17 protein-coding genes are annotated in these 21,344 nt (G+C 64.4%); 7 read left to right on the forward strand and 10 right to left on the reverse strand.

The window, feature by feature from the left end; translation table 11 throughout:
• Nucleotides 1–4: 4 nt before the first annotated feature.
• Together JFN93_RS15340 and JFN93_RS15345 are read left to right on the forward strand one after the other, a co-directional pair.
• Nucleotides 5–1,435 carry a phytoene desaturase family protein gene (locus JFN93_RS15340; protein WP_199384980.1) on the forward strand — a complete coding sequence of 477 codons (1,431 nt, stop codon included), beginning with the start codon at nucleotides 5–7 and terminating at the stop codon, nucleotides 1,433–1,435.
• Nucleotides 1,436–1,439: 4 nt separating this feature from the next.
• Nucleotides 1,440–2,681, forward strand: a complete 1,242-nt coding sequence (locus tag JFN93_RS15345; protein WP_199384981.1) for a cation:proton antiporter — start codon at nucleotides 1,440–1,442, stop codon at nucleotides 2,679–2,681.
• Nucleotides 2,682–2,832: 151 nt separating this feature from the next.
• On the opposite strand, the gene JFN93_RS15350 is transcribed toward JFN93_RS15345, so the two are convergent.
• The 10 genes from JFN93_RS15350 to JFN93_RS15395 all read right to left on the reverse strand — a co-directional run bounded on the left by JFN93_RS15350 (nucleotide 2,833) and on the right by JFN93_RS15395 (nucleotide 13,383).
• The gene (locus JFN93_RS15350) at nucleotides 2,833–3,333 is read right to left on the reverse strand and encodes a c-type cytochrome (protein ID WP_199384982.1); all 501 of its coding nucleotides are present in this window, start codon (nucleotides 3,331–3,333) and stop codon (nucleotides 2,833–2,835) included.
• Nucleotides 3,330–3,632: a hypothetical protein gene (locus tag JFN93_RS15355; RefSeq protein WP_199384983.1), complete on the reverse strand. Its 303-nt coding sequence runs from the start codon at nucleotides 3,630–3,632 to the stop codon at nucleotides 3,330–3,332. Before JFN93_RS15355 ends, JFN93_RS15350 begins: the two co-directional genes overlap by 4 nt.
• A gap of 8 nt (nucleotides 3,633–3,640) precedes the next feature.
• Nucleotides 3,641–3,922, reverse strand: coding sequence for a hypothetical protein (locus JFN93_RS15360; RefSeq protein ID WP_199384984.1), 282 nt, complete (start codon nucleotides 3,920–3,922; stop codon nucleotides 3,641–3,643).
• Between the two features lie 94 nt (nucleotides 3,923–4,016).
• Nucleotides 4,017–4,325, reverse strand: a complete 309-nt coding sequence (ccoS, locus tag JFN93_RS15365) for a cbb3-type cytochrome oxidase assembly protein CcoS (RefSeq protein ID WP_199384985.1) — start codon at nucleotides 4,323–4,325, stop codon at nucleotides 4,017–4,019.
• Nucleotides 4,322–5,308, reverse strand: a complete 987-nt coding sequence (locus tag JFN93_RS15370; protein WP_199384986.1) for a cbb3-type cytochrome c oxidase subunit II — start codon at nucleotides 5,306–5,308, stop codon at nucleotides 4,322–4,324. Before JFN93_RS15370 ends, ccoS begins: the two co-directional genes overlap by 4 nt.
• Nucleotides 5,305–6,696 carry a cbb3-type cytochrome c oxidase subunit I gene (locus tag JFN93_RS15375; RefSeq protein WP_199384987.1) on the reverse strand — a complete coding sequence of 464 codons (1,392 nt, stop codon included), beginning with the start codon at nucleotides 6,694–6,696 and terminating at the stop codon, nucleotides 5,305–5,307. The genes JFN93_RS15370 and JFN93_RS15375 overlap by 4 nt, the downstream gene beginning before the upstream one ends.
• 14 nt (nucleotides 6,697–6,710) lie before the next feature.
• Nucleotides 6,711–7,256: a cytochrome c3 family protein gene (locus tag JFN93_RS15380; protein ID WP_199384988.1), complete on the reverse strand. Its 546-nt coding sequence runs from the start codon at nucleotides 7,254–7,256 to the stop codon at nucleotides 6,711–6,713.
• Between the two features lies 1 nt (nucleotide 7,257).
• Nucleotides 7,258–8,328 (reverse strand): hypothetical protein, encoded by a 1,071-nt coding sequence (locus JFN93_RS15385; RefSeq protein ID WP_199384989.1) that lies wholly within the window; start codon nucleotides 8,326–8,328, stop codon nucleotides 7,258–7,260.
• Entirely contained in the window at nucleotides 8,315–10,198 is a 1,884-nt protein-coding gene (locus JFN93_RS15390) for a quinol:electron acceptor oxidoreductase subunit ActD (protein ID WP_199384990.1), read from the reverse strand. The genes JFN93_RS15385 and JFN93_RS15390 overlap by 14 nt, the downstream gene beginning before the upstream one ends.
• A 269-nt stretch (nucleotides 10,199–10,467) precedes the next feature.
• A complete protein-coding gene (locus JFN93_RS15395; RefSeq protein WP_199384991.1) occupies nucleotides 10,468–13,383 on the reverse strand; it encodes a 4Fe-4S dicluster domain-containing protein in 2,916 nt (971 codons plus the stop codon).
• A gap of 205 nt (nucleotides 13,384–13,588) precedes the next feature.
• Between JFN93_RS15395 and JFN93_RS15400 the strand changes: the two genes are divergently transcribed.
• From JFN93_RS15400 to JFN93_RS15420, 5 genes are all read left to right on the forward strand, one after another.
• Nucleotides 13,589–15,388: a thiamine pyrophosphate-requiring protein gene (locus JFN93_RS15400; RefSeq protein WP_199384992.1), complete on the forward strand. Its 1,800-nt coding sequence runs from the start codon at nucleotides 13,589–13,591 to the stop codon at nucleotides 15,386–15,388.
• Between the two features lie 129 nt (nucleotides 15,389–15,517).
• Nucleotides 15,518–16,609 (forward strand): enolase C-terminal domain-like protein, encoded by a 1,092-nt coding sequence (locus tag JFN93_RS15405; RefSeq protein ID WP_199384993.1) that lies wholly within the window; start codon nucleotides 15,518–15,520, stop codon nucleotides 16,607–16,609.
• A 170-nt stretch (nucleotides 16,610–16,779) separates the two neighbouring features.
• Entirely contained in the window at nucleotides 16,780–19,692 is a 2,913-nt protein-coding gene (locus tag JFN93_RS15410; RefSeq protein WP_199384994.1) for an FAD-binding and (Fe-S)-binding domain-containing protein, read from the forward strand.
• On the forward strand, nucleotides 19,689–20,126 hold the full coding sequence (locus JFN93_RS15415) for a DUF2231 domain-containing protein (RefSeq protein ID WP_199384995.1): 438 nt from the start codon (nucleotides 19,689–19,691) through the stop codon (nucleotides 20,124–20,126). Before JFN93_RS15410 ends, JFN93_RS15415 begins: the two co-directional genes overlap by 4 nt.
• 187 nt (nucleotides 20,127–20,313) lie before the next feature.
• On the forward strand, nucleotides 20,314–21,336 hold the full coding sequence (locus JFN93_RS15420; RefSeq protein WP_199384996.1) for an SDR family oxidoreductase: 1,023 nt from the start codon (nucleotides 20,314–20,316) through the stop codon (nucleotides 21,334–21,336).
• Nucleotides 21,337–21,344: the final 8 nt, after the last annotated feature.

Here is a 21,344-nt window from a genome sequence, read left to right on the forward strand (position 1 = left end):
TACCATGAACAAAGAGACGGAAATCATAGTCGCCGGATCCGGGCCCAACGGACTTGCCGCCGCCATCCTGCTGGCCGCCGAAGGGTATCCGGTTACGGTGCTCGAAGCCGCCGATACGGTCGGCGGGGGAACCCGCACCCAGGAACTCACCCTTCCCGGCTTCCGGCACGACGTCTGCTCCGCCATCCACCCGCTGGGCGCGGCTTCTCCGTTTTTGAGCCGGCTCCCCCTGGCCGAGTACGGCCTGGAGTGGATCTATCCCGAGGCCGCATTGGCCCACCCCTTCGACGACGGCACTGCGGCGCTTCTCTACCAGGACCTGAAACAGACCGCCGGATCTCTCGACCCGTCGGACCGGCGCCCGTACCAGCAGCTGATGGAGCCGTTGCTGGGCAGCTGGGAGGAATTGGCCGAAGAGGTCCTGGCGCCGATCCACTTCCCGAAACACCCGCTCGTGATGGCCCGATTCGGCACCCTTGCCCTGCGCTCCGCCACCGGGCTCGCCCGGAGCCAGTTCCGCGGCGAGCGGGCCGCCGCCCTTTTCGCCGGGCTGTCGGCCCATTCCTTTCTCCCCCTGGAGCGCCCCGGCTCCGCCGCCTTCGGCCTCATCCTCGGGCTCCTTGGGCACGTCAACGGCTGGCCCGTTGCCAAAGGGGGATCGGCGGCCATCCCCACCGCGCTGGTCGCCCACCTGGAGTCCCTTGGCGGGCGTATCCGGACGGCGACCCCGCTCCGCTCGGTGGAAAACTGCTCGCCCAACGCCGTCTTCATCCTCGACCTCACCCCGCGGCAGGCGCTGAAGATAGCCGGCAGCCGCTTCGATGCCGAGTACCGGCGCCGCCTCGAGGAGTACCGTTACGGACCGGGCATCTTCAAGATCGACTGGGCGCTCTCCGGACCGATCCCCTGGACTGCACCCGGCTGCCGCCGCGCGGCCACGGTGCACCTGGGCGGGACTCTGGACGAGATCGCCGCCTCCGAGCGGGAGGTCTGGCAGGGGAAGCCACCGGAACGCCCTTTCGTCCTGGTCGCCCAACAAAGCGTCTGCGACCCGACCCGGGCACCGGAAGGAAAACACACCGGCTGGGCCTACTGCCACGTCCCCAACGGCTCCATCTTCGACATGACCGACCGCATCGAGGCGCAGATCGAGCGCTTCGCGCCCGGTTTTGCCGATCTGATCCTGGCCCGGAACACCCGGGACACCGCCGAGATCGAGGCCTACAACGAGAACTTCGTCGGCGGCGACATCAACGGCGGGGTCCAGGACCTGGGCCAGATCGTCGCCCGCCCGGTCCCCGGGCTGCACCCGTATGCCACCTCGGACCGAAATATCTTCCTCTGCTCCGCCTCCACCCCCCCCGGCGGCGGCGTCCACGGCATGTGCGGCTACCACGCGGCCCGCTGCGCCCTGGAACGGCTCCGCCACGGCTGATGCCATGCGCACCTTCCATATCATCGGCATCCTCACCTCGCTGGCCGCCCTCTTCTCCTACCTCAACTACCGTTTCCTGAAGCTTCCGACCATGATCGGGCTCATGCTGCAGAGCCTGGCCTTTTCCCTGCTCCTGATGGGGCTTTCGTACCTGGGCGTCGACATCGTCCAGCCGGTTCAAAAAATCTTCGAGCGCATCAACTTCAATGTCCTTTTCCTGGAGGGACTGTTGAGCTTTCTCCTTTTCGCCGGAGCCCTTTTCGTGAAGGTGGAGGAGCTTCTCGACGTGAAGTTCGACATCGCCATCCTTTCGGTGGCGGGAGTTGTCGTCTCGGCGGGGATGATCGGCGGGGCGCTCTACGGCATCTCGGAGCTTCTCGGGCTGCAGCTCAGGCCGGTCTTCTGCTTTCTGTTCGGAGCGCTCATTTCCCCCACCGACCCGGTGGCGACCCTTCCCATCCTGCGCCGCCTCGGCGTTTCGGCGCGCGTCAACGCGATGATCGCCGGGGAGTCCCTTTTCAACGACGGGGTGGGGATCGTCCTGTTTCTTTCCCTGATGGTGCTGACCCAGGACACCGGACCGGTAAGCGTCGGAGAGGTGGCGGCCCTCTTCTGTCGCGAGGCGGTGGGAGGGGCGTTTTACGGTGCCCTGCTCGGCTGGGTGGGTTACCTGCTGATCAAGAGCGTGGATAACTTCCGTCTGGAAATCCTGATTACGCTGGCCCTGGTCAGCGGCGGCTATTCGCTGGCGACGGTGCTCCATGTCTCGGGGCCGCTGGCGATGGTGGTGGCGGGACTATTGATCGGAGGGCGGGGGAGAAAACTGGGGATGTCGGAGCGCACCCGGCGCAACCTCGACCTTTTCTGGGACCTGGTGGAGGATCTGCTCAACGCGATCCTTTTCACCCTGATCGGTCTCGAGGTGCTGGTGATCAGCCGAAGCCTCACCGTAATCCACCTGCTGACCGCGCTGGTGGCGGTGCCGCTGGTGATCGTCGCCCGCTATCTGTCGGTGGTGTTGCTCGGGTCGCTTTTGCACCTGCGCCGGGGCATCTCCTTGCGCACCGCCTTCATCATGACCTGGGGCGGGTTGCGCGGCGGAATTCCGGTCGCGCTGGCCCTCACCATTCCGGAGGGGCGAGAGCGGACCGTGTTTCTCTTTGCCACCTATGTCGTGGTGGTGTTTTCGATCCTGGTGCAGGGGTTCACGCTCAAGCACGTGGTGGGGAAACAGGTGGGGGAGTGAGGGCTTTGTTGGATGCAGCGGATCAAGTGAACTTCAGCAAGGGACATCGCCCTTTCTGTGGGGTCGCCATTCCTGGCGCGATTACCCGCCGGGTTCGCACCAGGAGTGGCGCTCCCACAGGGTAAGCACTCGTCGGAATAAATCCTACGGGTCAGGGGTGGGCAACCCCCAACGCCCGGACATACAGCACCAGCGGCCAGCGGTGACGCGGCTTTACCACCCGCTCCAGGACCGGCTCGTGACCGACCCCGGTCAGCATCTCCCGAAGGAGCTGGCCGTCGGTAAAGCCCCGCACCCTGGCGCTATGCAGATCGGCGGGACGGGGGACGTAGCTCTGCCCGACCGGCCCGTTGCCGGCGCCGTGCTCGCCGTGGCAGAAGATGCAGTAGTACTGGTAGTAGACGCTCCCCTGCGCCACGATCGCCGGGTCGGCCGGGAGCGGATTGACGAGCCCTGCCGCAGCCTGGGCCGAGGGGACCGAGACGGCCGCCTGGACCGGCACCACCCCGGGAGGCAGGGGCGGCAGCACCGCCTGGAAGGTCCGAACGTGCGGTTGCTCGACCATCCGGGGCCCCTCGTAGAGGACCACGAGGTAAAGGACTGCCAACGCGAGCGGGGGGATCAGCAGTATCGTGATTATCAGTTTCTTCATCGCGTCGGTCCCCGCTCCCGGAGCTGCTCGCGCGGGGCCTTCTCGATGGTCGGCCCGTAGGATTCCGGGAGCCTCGGCAGCTGGCGCTGCACCTTTCCTCTCGGCTCGTCCGTGGAGTAGATCGATTCCGCCGGCGTGTCGGGAAGCTGTCCGACGTCCCAGTGCCGCGGCCCGTCGCCCACCGCATAGAATACGATCAGCCCGTACCCCACGATGGCGGCGCTGAACAAAACGACGATGATCCACTCCCAAGGGGAGGGAAGCTCGCGATGCTCGTCATACCACTTCTTCTCGTCCATGGTGCGCCTCACCAGTTGGGCGGCTGCGACGCCGCCATCAGTACGTGGAGGATGGTGTAGGCAAGGTCTCCGGCAAAAACCAGCAGCACCGCCCAGGGGACGAAGCTTCCCAGCCAGCGCAGCAGGGGAATGATGCCGGTGATCCGTATCGTGTTTGCCTTGACGCTCTCTTCGCCCCGGGCCCGCCACATGTCATGGTAGATGAGGCACATGAGGATCATGAGCGACACGCCGGTCAGGATGGTGACCACGATCCACTGGTTCTGTCGCACGTAAAGGTAGAGCATCATGTCCGCGACCCTCTTACGACCTTCATCCCCCCTTTGGCAAAGGGGGGGCAAGGGGGGATTTGCTTTTCTCTAAGCGGTCGAAGAAACCCCATCCTCACCCTGTCCCTCTCCTTGAAGGAGAGGGGACGCTCTGATCACCGTCAACCTCCTTTGGAGAGATGACCTTATTGTCATCGTTTCTGGCAGGAGGGACTACTTTCTCCGCATCCCTGCCGTCGCCGGCCCGAACCGGATCACCTGCCGGAATCCGGCTTTCCAGCGCGAGAAACCGTGCCCGCTCCTGGTCTGCGAACTGCCGGTTGCGTACCGCCCACCAGAACACCCCCGCAAGCCCCGCCAGCATCAGCAGTAAAAACCCCACCCACAGGTACACGATCAGCTCGGTATCGGCTAAGCTGCTCATTTTGCCCCCTTGGCCGGTGGCTGGTACGGGTTCTGCCACGGCCCCTCGTACGCTGCGTCGATGCCGCGGGGCTCGATGTTGGCATCGGTGTACCCGACGAAATAGACGCCTAAGTAGTTGGCGAGATCCCAGATTTTTTCCGATTCCAGGTGCTTCTTGAAGTACGGCATGGCGGTGCCGGTGATCCCGTTCATGATCTGGTAGTAAAAAATGCCTCCGATGTAGCGGTTTTCCACCAGGTGCCGGCGCAAGGTGGTGAAGTTGAGCGGCGGCGGATAGAGATATGCCGCGGCAGGGCCCTGGCCGTCGCCGATGGGACCGTGGCAGTTCACGCAGAAGTCCTGGTACATCCGCTTGCCCCGCGCCAGCGCTGCCGCATCGGCCGGATAGGGGTTGGGCATGCGCCTCCAGACCTCGGGAACCTGGGAGTGGATCCACTCCACGTTGGCGTCGGGTCCCGCGGCGTAGGCCGCCGATGCCTGCTGCTTCCAATACTTTTGCCGGGCGGTTCGGTAATCCGCCGCCTTGAGCCCCAGGGCCTGCACGTAGGCGGTCAGTTGCCGGACCTCTTGCCGCCCCAAAAACTCCCAGGAAGGCATCAGCGAAATCGGGCTGGTATAGCGCGGGTTGGTGAAGTGGGCGAGGTGCCAGTCGTCGGGATGCTCCCCCCCCTCCTGGGACAGGTCCGGTCCGGTCCGCTCGCTCCCCAGGATGATCGGCTCCTGCCCGACGTAGTCCCCTGCCTGGGCGATCCGTTCCGCCCCGATGTCCCAGTCGTTGATCCGGATGAAGAGGGAATGGCAGTAGCTGCAGCCGTTGGCCACGTAAAGGCGATGTCCCGCTTCCTCCTCGGCGGTCAGCGGCCGCCAGATATCGGAAGGCTTCTCCTTCATGGTTGCCGCGGGGAGCCCCGCGATGATGAAGGCGGAGGCCCAGAAAACCAGCAACGCGCCGATGATCAGTACCCCCGGGGTCATCTTCATACCGGCTCCTCCGCCCGCTGCAACTCCTCAGCCGCCAGCCTCCTCCCTCCGAGCACCGTCATCACCGCATTGTAGAAGCCGACCAGCGCCCCGGTCAGGATGAAGATCCCCAGCCCCGCGCGGGTAATCATGAAAGGAGCCAGTTCCGGCAGCACCCGGTAGACCGTCTCGCCGTTGTTCCAGGCACTCCCCTGGATCAGCCCGACCGCTGTCAGATCGAGGAAGAAGCCGGTCAGCCCGAAGGTGATCAGCCCGAACTGCAGGTTGACCAGCTTGTTGGAGTAGACGCTGCGCCCGGTGACCAGGGGGAGGATGTGCCACATCGCGCCGAGCGCAATGTAGCCGCCGAAGCCGAGCATGGCGATGTGGGCGTGCCCGATGGTCCAGTTGTTGAAATGGGTCACCCGCTGCAGGTAGGGAAGGGACTGGAGCGGCCCCTGGATGCAGGTCACCAGGTACCAGACGATCCCCCCCATCACCAGCCGCCCGGCGGGATCGCCCCAGACCCGCCGCCCCACCCCGCGCGCCGTCATCCAGAGATTTATGACGACGATGGAGACCGGAAAAACCATGGATACCGAGTCCACCACCGAGACCGTCTTGAGCCAGTTGGGGATCGGCGACTGCAGCACGTGGTGGCCGCCGATGTGGGTATAGAGCGCGACCAGGAACCAGAACCCCAAAAGGGACAGCGTGTGGGAGTTGAGCGGCATCCGGGCCACCCGCGGGATGACGTAGTAGGCGGCGCCGGTCGCGAGCGGGGTTATCAATAGCCCCGGCAGGTTGTGCCCCCAAAACCAAAGGAAGATCGAATCGATCAACCCGGGCATCGCCCCGGTCTTGGGATGCCACATCACGTTGCCGATCGGGTAGTTGCACGCGGTCCAGAGCATCGCTCCGAAGAAGTACCATACCGAGACGTAGAGCTGGCTTTCGTTTCGCTGCGCCACCGTCATCACCATGTTGTAAATGGCCAGGACCACCGCCACCATGAGCATCAGGTCCGCGGCCCAGACGTATTCGCTATACTCGCGTCCCTGGGTGTAGCCGAAGGAGAAGCAGACCGGCCCGCTCAGGATGGTGAGATTCCACAGGACAAAGCAGACCCACGCCAGCGGCTCGGACCAAAGCCGGGTCTTCAGAAGCGCCGGTACGTAATAGAGGCCACAGCCGATGAGCATGGTTCCGGTAAAGCCGTAGAGCATGGTATTGACGTGGATCGGGCGTTCCCGCCCGAAAACGAGCCAGGGGATGTTGGAGAAAAACTCCGGCGCCACCAGATGGATCGCCGACACCATTCCATAGAGGGCACCGACGACGAACCACCCCGCCCCGGCGAGCATGAAGGCGGTGGCGGCGCTTTGCGGCTTTTGCAGTGCGTTGGGCATGGTCCCTTCCTTTGCTAACGGTGGCAGGTGAAGCAGTCGTGGGTTGCGTTATTGTCGCGGTGGCACTGAATGCAGAACCCCATCTCGAACTTGCGGGCCTTGATCACCCGGTCCATCAAAGCGACGTTGCCGTGGCAGACGGAGCAGTCGATGCCGCGGCTCACGTGGACCGAATGGTAGAAGTAGACGAATTCCGGTAACCAGTTCACCCGCTGCCACACCACCGGCCGCCGCTGCTGGAAATGATCCCGCAGCTTCTGGATGTAGGGGAAGGTGGTGATGATGTGCTCGTGGCATAAAAGACAGGTCTGCAACGGCGGAATCCCGGCGCGCTGCGAGTCGGTCACCCCGGTATGGCACATCACGCAACTTAGGTGCTTGGTGTGGACGTGCACCCGGTGGCTGAACGGAATCGGCTGGCGCGTCCCGATGTCGACCGGGTAGACGACGTTGAAGATTACCAGGGAGGCGATCACCAGAAGGACGACCACCGTCAGGGAGCCGAGCACCCCCCAGCCGACAAAGCCTTTGCCTTCCGTTTTCTGCGCCGGGGCTGTCATCTCAACGCTCCCCGCTCATGAAGCTCGCCGGCATCCGGACCAGCGCCTGCTGGAAACAAAAGCCGAAAACTCCGGCAAAAAGCGCCGCCGCCGCGAATTCCTCGGCCCCCGGGAGGGCCGCCGGATTGAAGGTAGGCGCCACGAGCCACCAGCGCTCCAGCCAGCCGGCGACCAGCACCAGCAGCGAAACCGCCCCAAGCCAGGGCCGGTTTGCCTTGGACTTCTCGATCAAAAGCAGCACCAGGGGGCCGAAGTAGAGGGTGGCCAGAAGCAGGTAACCGACCCCTTTCCCCGGCTCGAAATTCATCCGCGGCACGATGAAACGCACCTCGTGCGGGAGGTTTTCGTACCAGATCAAGAGCAGGTGCGCGAACATCATGTAGGTGGTCATCAGGCTGAAGGCCACCATAAGCCGCCCCAGATCCTTCAGTTGCTCCGGGTTCGCTTCCGGGCGCCAGACGGCGATAAAGGCCCACCCCGAGATACCGAGGTACAGGCCGGACATGAAGAAATAGGCCCCGGCCAGGGTGCTGAACCAGTGCGGGTCGAGCGCCATCACGAAGTCCATCCCGATCAGGGAATACACCAGGCAGTAGACCAGGATCAGGAAACCGCCGGTTACCGGTGCCCTCCCCTGCCGGCGCTGGCGCAGGTAGATCAGCACCAGTCCCCAAAAGACCACCAGTTCGAGGCAGGTCCGGGCAAAGACGAAGCTGTTGTCGAGCCAGGCGCCCTGGTGGTGGATCCTTCCGTACCAGGGGGACCAGACCGAACTCCCCCACCACAGGAGCCCTACCGCCAGCAGCGAGGGGATGGCAAATCCCGTCCCGGCCGCCGCCAGTCGTTCCAGCCCCTGCTGCCATTTCCCGTTGCACCCCCGGGCCACGGCCGGCCACGCGGCCAAGCCGCCTGCCAACGAGGAGAAGAACAGGAAGTTGGACAAAAGAGCCCGCCAGCCGCGCGGCTCCTGGCCCCCCTGGCTGACGAGGAACCAGGCGATCCCCCCGGCCACCGCGAGCAGCAGCCAGCCGAGGGTGGCCGCGGTCACTTTCTTTTGCTCACCCATGGACATGCAGCTCCTCCGCGGCGTTTTCCGAAAGCAGTGTCTTGAGCCGCTCGACTTCGGGCACCGTGCAGCCGACCAGGAGGCCGAAACGGTCGCGGCTGAAGCGGCGGTCGTATTCGGGGCGGACCTTGATGCTGAACAGGCGCGCGTGCACCAGCATCCCGACCAGGTTGAAGATGCTCCCCAAAAGGATGGTCCCCTCGAAGCCGATGACACAGTAGGGGATCAACGAGGCCGGGGGTTTTCCGCCGACGATCAGGCTGTTGACCAGCGCGGTTCCGACCGCCAACCAGAACCCGCCCAGCAACCCCGAAATGGCACCGATTAAGGTCCAGTAGCGGACCGGGCTGTTATGGTGTCCGAGGAGCTCCGCGACCTTTTCGATCTTGGTCGGCGAGAAGGTCTCGATCTCCCGAAAACCGGCACGAAGCGCGGACTGTACCGCGCCGAGGACTTGGCCGGCGTCGGAAAAGACCGCGAGCACCCGCGCTCCGGAGGTTCCCTGCACTTCCGCCTCCTGGCCCGGATGCGTTTGTTTGGCCGAGGTCTCCTCCAGCTCGTGCTCGGCTTGCTTCTCCTTGAGTTCGCTCACCGGGACCGTCGGCAGGAACTTGCTGAAACCGAGAAACCAGGCAAAGAAGAAGGCAAACGACCCCGCCGTGATGCTGTATTCGACGAAGGTCGGCCGGTAGACCCCCCAGTTGTTCGGGAGAAAATCGTGCGCCAGCGAGGTGTAGATGATGAAGAGCCGCTCGAACCACATGCCGACGTTGACCAGGATCGAGATGGTAAACAGCCAGAGGTAGCTCGATCGCACCTTTTTGAAGACGAACAGGGAGGGGATGAAGACGTTGAGCGGGAGGATCATCCAGTACATCCAGGCCGAGCGCCCGGTGAAGCGGTAGAGGTAGGTCTGCCACTCATACTTGTCGCCGGAGTACCAGGCGATAAAGGCTTCCATGGCATAGCTGTACCCCACGATGGTCGCGGTAAGGACGATGGTCTTGGCGACCATCTCGAAGTGATGCAGGGTGATCAGCCGTTCCAGGTGCAAAAGCTTGCGCATCGGGATGAGCAGGGTGAGCACCATGGCGAGCCCGGAATGAATGGCGCCGGCGACGAAGTAGGGAGGAAAGATGGTACTGTGCCAGCCGGGAAGCAGGCTCATGGCGAAGTCCCAGGAGACGACCGAGTGGACCGAAACCACCAGCGGCGTAGCCAGCGCGGCAAAGAAGAGGTAGGAACGTCCGTAATGGCGCCATTGATGCCCCGAGCCGGTCCACCCCAAGGCCAGGACGCGGTAGATCCGGGAGCGGATGTGGTCCGGGCCCAGCGATTCCTCGTAGCGGTCCCGGGCCGCGGCGAGGTCCGGGATCAACCCCACCACCCAGAAGATGAGGCTCACCGTGAAGTAGGTCCCGACCGCACAGACGTCCCAGACCAGGGGGCTCATGAAGTTCGGCCAGATCTGGCGCTGGGAAGGATAGGGAACGATGTAATAGAAGGCCCACAGTCTGCCGAGGTGGATAAGGGGGAAGAGGCCGGCGGTCATGACGGCGAAGATCGTCATCGCCTCCGAGGAGCGGGAGACCGCGTTGCGCCAGTTGGCACGCAGCAGATAGAGGATGGCCGAGATGAGGGTTCCCGAGTGCGCGATACCTACCCAGAAGACGAAGTTGGTAATGTAGACCGCCCAGCAGACCGGACGGTTGAGCCCGGTCACCCCCATCCCGAACTGGATCTGGTAGAGGAAGATGAGCGCGGCGTAGCCAACCACCCCGACCAGGGCTGCCACGGCAACGAGGTACGGCGTCCGCGGTGGGTTCATCGCGCTGAGCGCATCATCGTTGATTTCGCCGTATCCGAGTTCCGCCACCGTCGCCCCCTATGGTTGGTACTTCAACTAACTCTATGCAGAACCCCATCCTCACTCCGTGTGCCGCAAGCTTGCGCTGTCGCGGGCGCACCCTGGAAGAAGAGGGGGCACTTCGATCGCACTTCAGTCTCTTCTCGATTCCTTGGCGCCAGCCCCCGGCAGCTGCTTACCCTGTGGGAGCGCCTTTCCAGGCGCGAATGACGGCAGCCGACCGCGGCAGGGATGCCGCTCCTGCAACTGCACTCCCCCCTCTACCCGGGAGCGTCCCCCTACTTGTCGATATCCACCTTCCGCAAATACGTCACCGCCGGCTTGGTATTGAGATCCTCCAGGACGTGGTACCGGCGCGGGTCGGTGCGGGTCAGCTTCGATACCTGCGAATCGGGATCCAGCAGGTCGCCAAAGGTGAACACCCGGGTCGGACAGGTCTGGGCGCAGGCGGGCTGAATCTCTCCGTCACGGATCTTGCGCCGCTCCACAGCCGCCTGGAACTCGACCTGCCGGATCCGCTGCACGCAGAAGGTGCACTTTTCCATGACGCCGCGGGACCGGACCGTCACCTCCGGATTGAGCTGCAGATCGAGAGGGCGCTCCCAACGTATGTTGACCCAATTGAACCGCCGCACCTTGTACGGGCAGTTGTTGGAGCAGTAGCGCGTGCCGATGCAGCGGTTGTAGATCTGCGCGTTCAACCCCTCTTCGTTGTGCATGGCCGCGAAGACCGGGCATACCGGCTCGCACGGCGCCGCATCGCAATGCTGGCAAGGCAGCGGAAGAAACCCGTAACCCATCTTGCTTCCCGGTTTCCGGTAGGGGGCGACCCGGATCCACGACATCTCCCGGCCATGACTGATGCGGGGGCCGCCGATCACCGCAATGTTGTTTTCGGCATAGCAGGCGACGGAACAGGCCCCGCAACCGATGCAGCGCTGCAGGTCGATCACCATCGCCCACCGGTGTGCCTTGTATTCCCGCTTGGGATAGAGGTCCTTCTCCTTGCGGTAGCCTTCCGGCAAAGGAAGGATCAGTTGGTCTCCCTCCCCAGGTGCCATCCGGCTTACTTCGCTCAACGGGGCCCACTGCACGATGTCGCGATGGTGCTGCTCGCGGTCAAGCATCGTATAGGCAGGGGATTCGCACCCGGCCGCTTTTCTGATCCGGCAGGTCCCGAAGGCACCGCCGGTCGCAGGCGCTCCGGGAAGCAGATAGCTGCTGGCCCCCACTCCCTTGGCGATCCGCCCCAGCGCCTGATGCCCGAAACCAAAGGCGACCGCCGCAGTCTCCTCGCTCACCTCCTCGGTCACCCGAACCGGGAGTTGCACCTTTCCCGACGGCGTCTCCAGTTCGGCGACGTCTCCATCCGCTATGCCCAGCGCCTTCGCCTTGCCGGGATGCAGGTCGACCCAGTTGCCCCACATGATCGAGGTGAGCGGATCGGGGGCTTCCTGGATCCAGCCCCGGTTGGCCAGGCGTCCGTCGAAATGCAGTACGGAGCCCCAGAGCCAAAGCTGGGCCGTTGCCGCGTCGGCGGGGTGCGGCGGTGCTCCGGCACCGAAAATTTCGGCGGCCTTGGCGGCAAGAGTGACCCCCTTGCCAGCCCCCTCGGTTCCCCAGATCCCGCCGCTGCGCAGTGCGCTGGTCCAGAATGCCTCCGGCGCTTGCGGTGCTGCGGCTGGCCGCATCGCCTGCCAGTTCGCCTGGAGCCACCCTTGGAAATCCGCCGGCGATCCGCCTCCGCTTCTGGTCAGCGTTCGCCCCCCTCTCCGGGCCAATTCCAGGAACAGGTCCCCCGCGCCCATGGTGTCGTAGAGCCTCCCCATCGTCGGCTGCATGATCCCATTAACCCCAGGGTAAGGCGCGTACTCCCCCCAGCTTTCCAGGGGATAGTCGGTCGGCAGGACCCACTGGGCCGCCTGCGCCGTCTCGTCCATCATCGTCCCGAGGTAGACGATGGTGCCTGCGCGTTTCATGAGTGGTGCCAGTTCGGGGCGGCTGTAGAGAGGGTTGCACTCATGAACGAACAGGATGTCGTTTGGTCCGAGCGTGGTGAGAACGGCGCGCAGCTCTTCGTCGGTCGCGGCGTTGGATAGGGCGTGGGGGCGGGCGAAGTTCACGGTTTGCCCGATCCTTCCCGCGCCGTAGTTGAGCAGTGCCGCCGCCCCGGCTGCTTCCGCGGCGTCGAGCGACATGCTGCCCACCGGGCCGGCCAAGGCGACGCTGGCCGAAGCCGAGGTAAAGGCCTGCGCCAGTTCGGCGATCTTTTCCGGGGGCACTCCCGGGACCGCCGCGCCCCGCCCCAGGTAAGCGTTCAGGGCCGGAGCGACGGAAGAGAGATCCTGCTTCCCGTGGCCGATCGACGCCTTCAGGATCGCCGCCGCCACCAGGCGCACCGCGTCCGGCGGGACCTGGATGAATTCGTCCGCGTTGGCCGCGGTCATGGAGAGCCGGGGACCCACATAGACGAACCGCCCCATCCTGGGACGCCCCAGCGGAGCTTGGGACCTGAGGGCATGCATCTGCGCGAACTGGCCGGCGTACTCCACCGGCGAGATCCAGCTCTCCAGGAAATCGGCGCCAAAGCTGATGATGAAGTCGCACCCGGACAGATCGTAGGAAGGGATGACCGGAAGTCCGAACAGCTCGCGATGGGCCCGTTTCAGGGGCTCGTAATTGAACCGCTCGTACCAGAGGAGCCGCCCGCCGAAGGCCTGCGCGAAGCCGCGCATCACCTCGGCAAGCGCCCCGGTCTGCAACCCGGAAAGAACGGCGGCTCTCCCTCCCCCGGCCAGCTGCTTGCCGAGAAAACCGAGCGCCTGTTCCCACGTCCCTTTCTGTTCGGGCCCCCCTTTGGGGCGATAGGTTAGCGTCTGCAGCCGGTCCGGATCGTAAAGCCCCTGGACCGCCGACTGGCCGCGCGGGCAGAGGGTCCCCCGGTTGATCGGGTGCTGCGGGTTCCCCTCCGCCTTGGTGACCCGACCGTCGCGGTGCCAAAGCTGCAACCCGCAACCGGCAGGACACTCCCGGCAGGTGGTGGCAAAGAAGGACCACTCGCCCGGCTGGATCTGCTCGGGAGGGATCACCTGGGGAATCAGGCGGTTGACCACCTTTCGCTCGGCGGCGGTGGCGATGGCTACCCCGGTCCCTCCGGTGAGCCATAAAAAAGTGCGACGGGAGATAGGCGACATCGACCGGTCCTTGTAATGAGAAAAAGAATCCCGAACCGGGGGCCCGGGATTGTCATTAAAAAATATCAACCTGTTGTACCAACCAGCGAAACCTTGTCAAGGCGCAGGGTTCACCGCCCGGCCGCTCCATTGACAAAAATTAAAGAGCTTTTAGACTGCTACGAATTCAAATCCGCCCATCATTAAAACGTAAAGGAGAGCTGAGATGGCCACTACTTCCAGCGACTTTCTGGTGCAGCGTCTCTTTGATTGGGGAGTGCGCCGGGTCTACGGTTATCCCGGTGACGGGATCAACGGGGTCATGGGCGCGCTGAACCGCGCCAAGGAAAAGGTCGAATTCGTTCAGGCCCGCCACGAAGAGGAGGCGGCCTTCATGGCCTGCGCCCACGCCAAGTTCACCGGCCAGGTCGGTATCTGCATGGCCACCTCCGGTCCCGGCGCGATTCATCTGCTCAACGGCCTCTACGACGCCAAGTTGGACCACCAGCCGGTGGTGGCCATCGTCGGCCAGCAGGCGAGCTCGGCGCTGGGGAGCGACTACCAGCAGGAGGTCGATCTCATCTCCCTTTACAAGGACGTGGCCCACCATTACGTCCACATGGCGAGCACCCCCAGCCAGATCCGCCAGTTGATCGACCGCGCCATCCGGATCGCGCTCGCCGAGCAGACCGTGACCTGCGTCATCCTCCCCAACGACGTGCAGGAGATGGATGCGGTGGAATCCCCGGTGCGCAAACACGGCACCACCTTTACCGGGATCGGTTTCAGCAGACCGGAGGTGGTCCCCCGTCGGGAAGACCTGCGCCGTGCCGCCGACATCCTCAACAGCGGGCGCAAAGTGGCGATGCTGGTCGGCGCCGGAGCCCTCGGCGCCAGCGAAGAAGTCGCCGAAGCCGCGGAGCGGCTCGGGGCCGGAGTCGCCAAGGCCCTGCTCGGCAAGGCGGTCCTTCCCGACAACCTCCCTTTCGTCACCGGCTCCATCGGTCTGCTCGGCACCAAGCCGAGCTGGGAGATGATGATGAACTGCGACACGCTGCTGATGGTCGGCAGCGGCTTCCCCTATTGCGAATTCCTCCCCAAGGAGGGGCAGGCGCGCGGGGTGCAGATCGACCTCAACCCGCGCATGCTCGGCCTGCGCTACCCGATGGAGGTGAACCTCCAGGGAGACAGCAGTCTGACCTTGCGGGCGCTCATTCCCCTTTTGGAAAAAAAGAGCGACCGGCACTGGCGCGAGGGGATCGATAAGGGGGTTAAGGAGTGGTGGGAAATCATGGAAGCGCGGGCGATGCTGCCGGCCAACCCGATCAACCCCCAGCGTCTCTTCTGGGAGTTGTCGCCCCAACTCCCGGAAAAGTGCATCCTCACCTGCGACTCCGGTTCGGCCGCCAACTGGTACGCGCGTGACCTGAAGATCCGTCCCGGCATGATGGCCTCGCTCTCCGGCGGTCTCGCCACCATGTGCCCCGGTGTCCCTTATGCCATCGCCGCTAAGATGAACTACCCGGAGCGACCCGTCATCGCCATGGTCGGCGATGGCGCCATGCAGATGCTCGGGGTGAACGGGCTGATCACCATCTCCAAGAACTGGCGCAGTTGGAGCAACCCGAACCTGGTGATCCTGGTGCTCAACAACCAGGATCTCAACCAGGTGACCTGGGAGCAGCGGGTCATGAATGGCGATCCCAAGTTCGACGCCTCCCAGGATCTCCCGCAGTTCCCCTTCGCCCGCTACGCTGACCTGCTGGGGCTCAAGGGGATCGAGCTCAAGGACCCGAGCCAGATCGGCGCGGCGTGGCAGGCGGCGCTGAGCGCGAACCGGCCGACGGTCATCGACGCGCACTGCGACCCCGATGTCCCGCCGCTGCCGCCGCATATCACCTTCGAACAGGCCAAGGGGTACCTTTCCTCGATCATGAAAGGGGATCCCAACCTCGGCGGCATCGTGAAACAATCGGCGCGCCAGATGATGTCGACCCTGCTGTCGCGAAACCACAACCACCGGTAATCTCCCCATACCACCCTCCCCTTCAAGGGAGGGCAAGGGTGGGGATGGGGTTCCTCACCAGGGTACGCCCCCCATCCCCCTCCCAACCGCCCCCCTTGAAGGGAGAGAGTTCTACAGGAGCGCTCGCCCATGAAGCCTGGAGCCAAGATAGAGCGGGTCGTGGCGAAGGCCTACCGAATTCCGACCGAGCAGCCGGAGTCCGACGGTACCTACCGCTGGGAGTCCACTACCCTGGTCGTCGTGCACGCCGCCTGCGAAGGGGTCCGGGGGCTGGGGTACAGCTATGCCGATGAAGCTGCTGCCGTGCTGGTCCGGGACAAGCTGGCCGGGGCGGTAATCGGCAAGGACCCGATGCATCTCCCCGAATGCTGGGAAGCCATGACCGGGGCGCTGAGAAATCTCGGTCTCCCGGGGGTAGGCATGCTCGCGGTCTCGGCACTGGATGCCGCGCTTTGGGACCTCAAAGCGAGACTATTAGAGCTCCCCCTGGTGGATCTCCTCGGCGCGGAACGACCGGCGGTGCCGGTGTACGGAAGCGGCGGCTTCACCTCCTATACCATCGAGCAGTTGCAGAAGCAGTTGGCAGGCTGGGTGGAACAGGGGATCCCGCGGGTGAAGATGAAGGTCGGCCGTGATCCGGGCGCGGATCCGGAACGGGTGGCCCAGGCGCGCGAGGCGATCGGGGTCTCGGCGGAGCTGATGGTCGACGCCAACGGCGGCTACCAGCGCAAGGAGGCCCTGGCCCTGGCGCAATACTATGACGAGCTGGACGTCCGCTGGTTCGAGGAGCCGGTCGATCACCGGGACCGCACCGGGCTGAGGCTCCTCCGGGACCGGATTCCCGCCGGGATGGAGGTGGCCGTCGGGGAATACGGCTTCACCCTCGATTACTTCCAGCGCCTGTTGGCTGACGGAGCAGTAGACGTCTTGCAGGCCGACGCGACGCGCTGCGGGGTGACCGGTTTCTTGCGCGCCGCCACCCTCGCGGAGCTTTACCGGGTCCCCTTTTCCGCGCACTGCGCCCCGGCGCTGCACCTGCACCTCTGCTGCGCGGCGCCGAATCTGCGCCACCTGGAATATTTTCACGACCACGTGCGGATCGAGCGGATGCTCTTTGATGGCGTCATCGGGCCGGTCCACGGCGAGCTGGCTCCGGACCGGACCCGGCCGGGAATGGGACTCGAATTCCGCGAGGAGGAGGCCCGCCGGTATCAGGTGTAACCTTCGGCTCCCGCGCCCTTTGGGAGAGGGGCGGGGTGAGGGCGTGTCGAGCAGCGTCTTCTCTCACCGGCCCTCCGGGCTCCCTCACCCGGCGGGACAGGGACAACGCACCGCACCAAAAACGCCGTACTCGGGCTTAAAGAGGCTTCGCTTACCCATCGGAGGGATACATGCCGCAGCCGGAGCAACAGGAAGAATTCGTCCGAGACAAATTGAATCCCGGCGCCCTCGAGGCCGAACTGAAATACATGGCCGACGCCGAGGTACGCTTTGATTCCGCCAGCCGCGCCCTCTACGCCTCCGACGCCTCCAACTATCGGCAGATTCCGATCGGCGTCGTCATCCCCAAAAGCCGGGAGGCGGTCCTGAAGACGCTCGAGATCTGTCACCGCCACGGCGCCCCTGTCGTTTCCCGCGGCGGCGGCACCGGCCTTTGCGGCCAGACCTGTAACGTCGCGGTCGTCATCGACCATTCCAAGTACCTGAACCGGATCCTCGAGATAGACCCCGAGCAGAGATACGCCCGGGTCGAGCCGGGAACCATCCTCGACCACCTGAGGGACCAGACCGAGCACTTCCACCTCACCTTCGGTCCCGATCCCGCCACCCACAATCACAACACCTTCGGCGGGATGATCGGCAACAATTCCTGCGGCGTCCATTCGGTCATGGCCGGCCGGACCGTCGACAACATTCTCGAACTCGAGGTGGTGACCTACGATGGCATCAGGATGACGGTCGGTCCCACCTCAGAGGCGGAACTGGAGCGGATCATCTCGGAAGGTGGCCGGCGCGGCGAAATCTACCGCGGGCTCAGGGAAATCCGGGACCGGTACGCGGACGCCATCCGCAAGCGCTATCCGCAGATCCCGCGCCGCGTTTCCGGCTACAACCTGAACGAGCTTCTTCCCGAGAAGGGATTCAACGTCGCCCATGCCCTGGTCGGTACCGAGGGAACCTGCGTCACCATCCTGGAGGCAAAGGTCCGGCTGGTGCACAGCCCCCCGGCACGCTCCATCCTGCTCCTCGGCTACCCGGACGTTTTCTCCGCTGGCGACCACGTCCCGGAAATCCTGAAGTTCAAGCCGGTCGGGCTGGAAGGGGTCGACGACCTTTTGGTCAAGTTCATCAGGAAAAAGGGACTCCACCCCGAGGACACCGAGCTGCTCCCGGAAGGGAAAGGGTGGTTGATTGCGGAGTTCGGCGGCGATACCAAGGAGGAGTCGGACCAAAACGCCCAAAAGGCGATGGACGCCTTGAAAAAGGTCAAGTCGCCGCCGAGCATGAAGCTCTTCACCGATCCGGCGGAAGAAAAGCGCGTCTGGGAGATGCGTGAGCAGGGGCTGGGCGCCACCGCCAACGTCCCCGGTGTTCCCTTGAGCTGGCCCGGTTGGGAGGATGCCGCGGTTTCCCCCGAGCGGGTCGGGGACTACCTGAGGGAGTTCAGGAAACTTCTGGACCAGCATGGGCTTATCGCAGCGCTCTATGGGCACTTCGGCGACGGCTGCATTCACTGCCGCATCACCTTCGACCTTTTTACCAAGCAGGGGTTGGAGAACTTCCGCAGTTTCCTGGAGGGTGCCACCGACCTCGTGGTCAAATACGGCGGCTCTTTTTCCGCCGAGCATGGTGACGGGCAGTCCAAGGCGATCTTTTTGGGCAAGATGTATGGCGAGGATCTCCTCGAAGCGTTCCGCACGTTCAAGAGCCTTTGGGACCCGCAGTGGAAGATGAACCCCGGCAAGGTGGTCGACCCCTACCAGCCGGAGCAGAACCTCCGTTTCGGCCCCGATTACAACCCGTGGCAGGCCGACACCCACTTCCGCTTTCTCGACGATCACGGCAACTTCTCGATGGCCACGTTGCGCTGCGTCGGGGTCGGAACCTGTCGCCGGACCCACGATGCCTTCATGTGCCCGAGTTTTCTGGCTACCCGCGAGGAACTGCATACTACCCGGGGGCGCGCGCACCTTCTTTTCGAAATGTTCCGGGGCGATTTCGTCAAGGACGGCTGGCACAGCAAGGAGGTGCTGCAGGCTCTCGAGTTCTGTCTCTCCTGCAAGGGGTGCAAGGGGGAGTGCCCGGTCAACGTCGACATGGCCACCTACAAGGCGGAGTTCCTCTCTCATTACTACCGGCACCGGATCCGCCCTTTTGCCGCCTATTCCATGGGGCTCATCGGCATCTGGGGGAGAGTCGGCGCCAAGATGCCGGGGCTGGCCAATTTCTTCGCGCAGACCCCGGTCCTGAAACATCTGCTGCGGGGGGTGGGGGGGATCACCCAGAAACGGGAGCTTCCCGTCTTTGCCCAGGAAACCTTCACCGACTGGTACCGGCGCAGCGGCAAGTGGTCCGATACTGCCGACGTGGTGCTTTATCCCGATATCTTCAACGACAGCTTCTATCCGGAGGTGCTTCACGCCGCGCTGGAGGTTCTGGAACGCTTCGGCTACCGGGTTACCGTCCCCGAAACACCGCCCCCGGCGGTGCGCCCCCCCATGGATTTCGGGATGCTCGACTATGCCAAGGCGCGCCTGATGGAGGCGGTCGGGATTCTCAGCCCGTACGTGCGCCGGGGGCTCCCGGTCGTGATCCTGGAGCCGAGCACGGCCGCGGTGTTCCGCGACGAGCTTCCCAACCTGTTTCCGCAGCACCAGGACGGCGAGCGGGTGACGAAACTCACCTTCCTGCTCGGCGAGTTCATCCTCCGGGAAAAGCTCCCTCCGCCCAAACTGGCCGGCTCCGCCCTGCTGCAGAGCCATTGTCATCAGAAGGCGGTCCTGGACGGCGAAGCGCCCCGGACGCTCCTCACCGCGATGGGGCTCTCCGTGTCCGAGCCGCAGAAGGGATGCTGCGGCATGGCGGGCTCTTTCGGGTTTGAATCCGGCAAATACGAGATCTCGATGAAGATCGCGGAAACCGCGCTGCTCCCCGCGGTGCGCCAGGCTCCCCCGGCGACCTACATCGTCGCCGACGGGTTCAGCTGCCGCACCCAGATCAGCGACGGCTGCCACCGCAAGGCCTTGCACAGCGCCGAACTGCTGCAGCTCGCTTTTGCCGCCGCCAAGGGAGGTCCTCCGTGATCGCCAAGGCAAGCATCGCCAAGCACCCGATCCACCCCATGATCATGCCGCTGCCGCTGGGTCTCTGGGTCTTTGCCTTTATCTGCGACCTCGTCGCCCGCTACGTCGGCTTCGGACTTTGGGGGATCTTCGCCTTCTATAGCATGGGCGCCGGAGTGATCTTCGCGCTGATTGCCGCCCTCCCCGGCCTGGTCGACCTCTACTTCATGGACGACTGGAAGGTGAAGAAGATCGGGATCTGGCACATGAGCATCAACCTCGCCATCGTGGCGCTCTGTCTGATCAACCTGCGCTGGCGGTTCGCCTCGGCGCCCCGCCCCGGCCACCTCGTGCTCTCGGTGGTCTCGATCCTGCTCTTGATCGTCTCCGGATGGTTGGGGGGCGAGATGGTGTACGTGCACCGCGCCGCGGTCGCGGAGCGGGGGGAGGAGTAGCGCTAGAAGCCGATGAAACAGGAAGACGGAAAACACCGGGAGACGCCACCTACCCTGTGGGATCCACACGCTCGGACAGCCATACCCTGTGGGAGCGCCATTGCTGGCACGAACCGCCGCAGGCTGTGCTATCCGTTGCGTTGGATCGCGACAGGAATGTCGCTCCTACAACCGGATGAGGTTTTTTATGGAAATAGCCAAGGGAACGGTCGTCGTCGTTACCGGAGCGTCCGCCGGGGTCGGGCGCGCCACGGCACTTGCTTTTGCCCGGCGGGGCGCCCAGGTGGGCCTCATCTCCCGAAACCTGGAGCGGATGGAGTCCCTTTGCCAGGAAATCGACGCGGTCGGCGGCTCCGCCCTGGCCCAGGTCGTCGACGTCTCCGACCACGAGGAACTCGAGGAGGCCGCCAACCGCGTGGAGGCCCTTCTCGGCCCGATCGACGTCTGGGTCAACAACGCCATGGTCTCGGTCTTCTCCCCGTTTAAGGACATGACCAACGAAGAATACCGCCGCGTCACCGACGTCACCTATCTCGGAACCGTCTACGGCACTCAGGTGGCTCTGAAACGGATGCTCCCGCGCAACCGGGGTGTCGTGGTCCAGGTCGGCTCCGCCCTGGCCGATCGGAGCATCCCGCTCCAGTCCGCCTACTGCGGCGCCAAGCACGGCATCCGCGGGTTTACCGACTCGCTGCGCTGCGAGCTTTTGCACGACCGGTCCGGGGTGCACCTCACCATGGTGCAGCTTCCCGCCCTCAACACCCCCCAGTTCGCGTGGGTGAAGTCGAGACTTCCCAACAAGCCGCAACCGGTGCCCCCGATCTTCCAGCCCGAAGTAGCGGCCGAGGCCATTGTGTGGGCGGCCCAGCACCGCCGCCGCGAGCTTTACGTGGGGTTTCCTACGGTGAAGGCGATCTGGGCCAACAAGTTCTTCCCCGGCCTTTTGGACCGGTACCTCGCGCGCTTCGGTTACGATTCACAACAGACCGATGAGCCTGAGGAGCGGAACCGGCCGGACAACCTGTGGCACTCGGTTCCCGGCCCCTTCGGCGCGCACGGCAGCTTCGACCGCCGCGCCAGCTCCTGCTCCGGGGAACTCTGGTTTTCGGAGCGCAAGGCGGTGGGGCTTGGTCTGGTCGCTTTCGGCGTAACCCTTTTGGCCGGATGTCTGGTACGGCGTCGTTTCCCGCCGCTCAGTGCGCTTCGGTGACCGGTGGA

Source organism: Geomesophilobacter sediminis (assembly GCF_016458275.1).
Lineage (GTDB): Bacteria > Desulfobacterota > Desulfuromonadia > Geobacterales > Geobacteraceae > Geomesophilobacter > Geomesophilobacter sediminis.

Coding starts and splice junctions, on each gene's coding strand:
- JFN93_RS15340 (WP_199384980.1), top strand. CDS start 5: ATGAACAAAGAGACGGAAATCATAGTCGCCGGATCCGGGCCCAACGGA.
- JFN93_RS15345 (WP_199384981.1), top strand. CDS start 1,440: ATGCGCACCTTCCATATCATCGGCATCCTCACCTCGCTGGCCGCCCTC.
- JFN93_RS15350 (WP_199384982.1), bottom strand. CDS start 3,333: ATGAAGAAACTGATAATCACGATACTGCTGATCCCCCCGCTCGCGTTG.
- JFN93_RS15355 (WP_199384983.1), bottom strand. CDS start 3,632: ATGGACGAGAAGAAGTGGTATGACGAGCATCGCGAGCTTCCCTCCCCT.
- JFN93_RS15360 (WP_199384984.1), bottom strand. CDS start 3,922: ATGATGCTCTACCTTTACGTGCGACAGAACCAGTGGATCGTGGTCACC.
- ccoS (WP_199384985.1), bottom strand. CDS start 4,325: ATGAGCAGCTTAGCCGATACCGAGCTGATCGTGTACCTGTGGGTGGGG.
- JFN93_RS15370 (WP_199384986.1), bottom strand. CDS start 5,308: ATGAAGATGACCCCGGGGGTACTGATCATCGGCGCGTTGCTGGTTTTC.
- JFN93_RS15375 (WP_199384987.1), bottom strand. CDS start 6,696: ATGCCCAACGCACTGCAAAAGCCGCAAAGCGCCGCCACCGCCTTCATG.
- JFN93_RS15380 (WP_199384988.1), bottom strand. CDS start 7,256: ATGACAGCCCCGGCGCAGAAAACGGAAGGCAAAGGCTTTGTCGGCTGG.
- JFN93_RS15385 (WP_199384989.1), bottom strand. CDS start 8,328: ATGTCCATGGGTGAGCAAAAGAAAGTGACCGCGGCCACCCTCGGCTGG.
- JFN93_RS15395 (WP_199384991.1), bottom strand. CDS start 13,383: ATGTCGCCTATCTCCCGTCGCACTTTTTTATGGCTCACCGGAGGGACC.
- JFN93_RS15400 (WP_199384992.1), top strand. CDS start 13,589: ATGGCCACTACTTCCAGCGACTTTCTGGTGCAGCGTCTCTTTGATTGG.
- JFN93_RS15405 (WP_199384993.1), top strand. CDS start 15,518: ATGAAGCCTGGAGCCAAGATAGAGCGGGTCGTGGCGAAGGCCTACCGA.
- JFN93_RS15410 (WP_199384994.1), top strand. CDS start 16,780: ATGCCGCAGCCGGAGCAACAGGAAGAATTCGTCCGAGACAAATTGAAT.
- JFN93_RS15420 (WP_199384996.1), top strand. CDS start 20,314: ATGGAAATAGCCAAGGGAACGGTCGTCGTCGTTACCGGAGCGTCCGCC.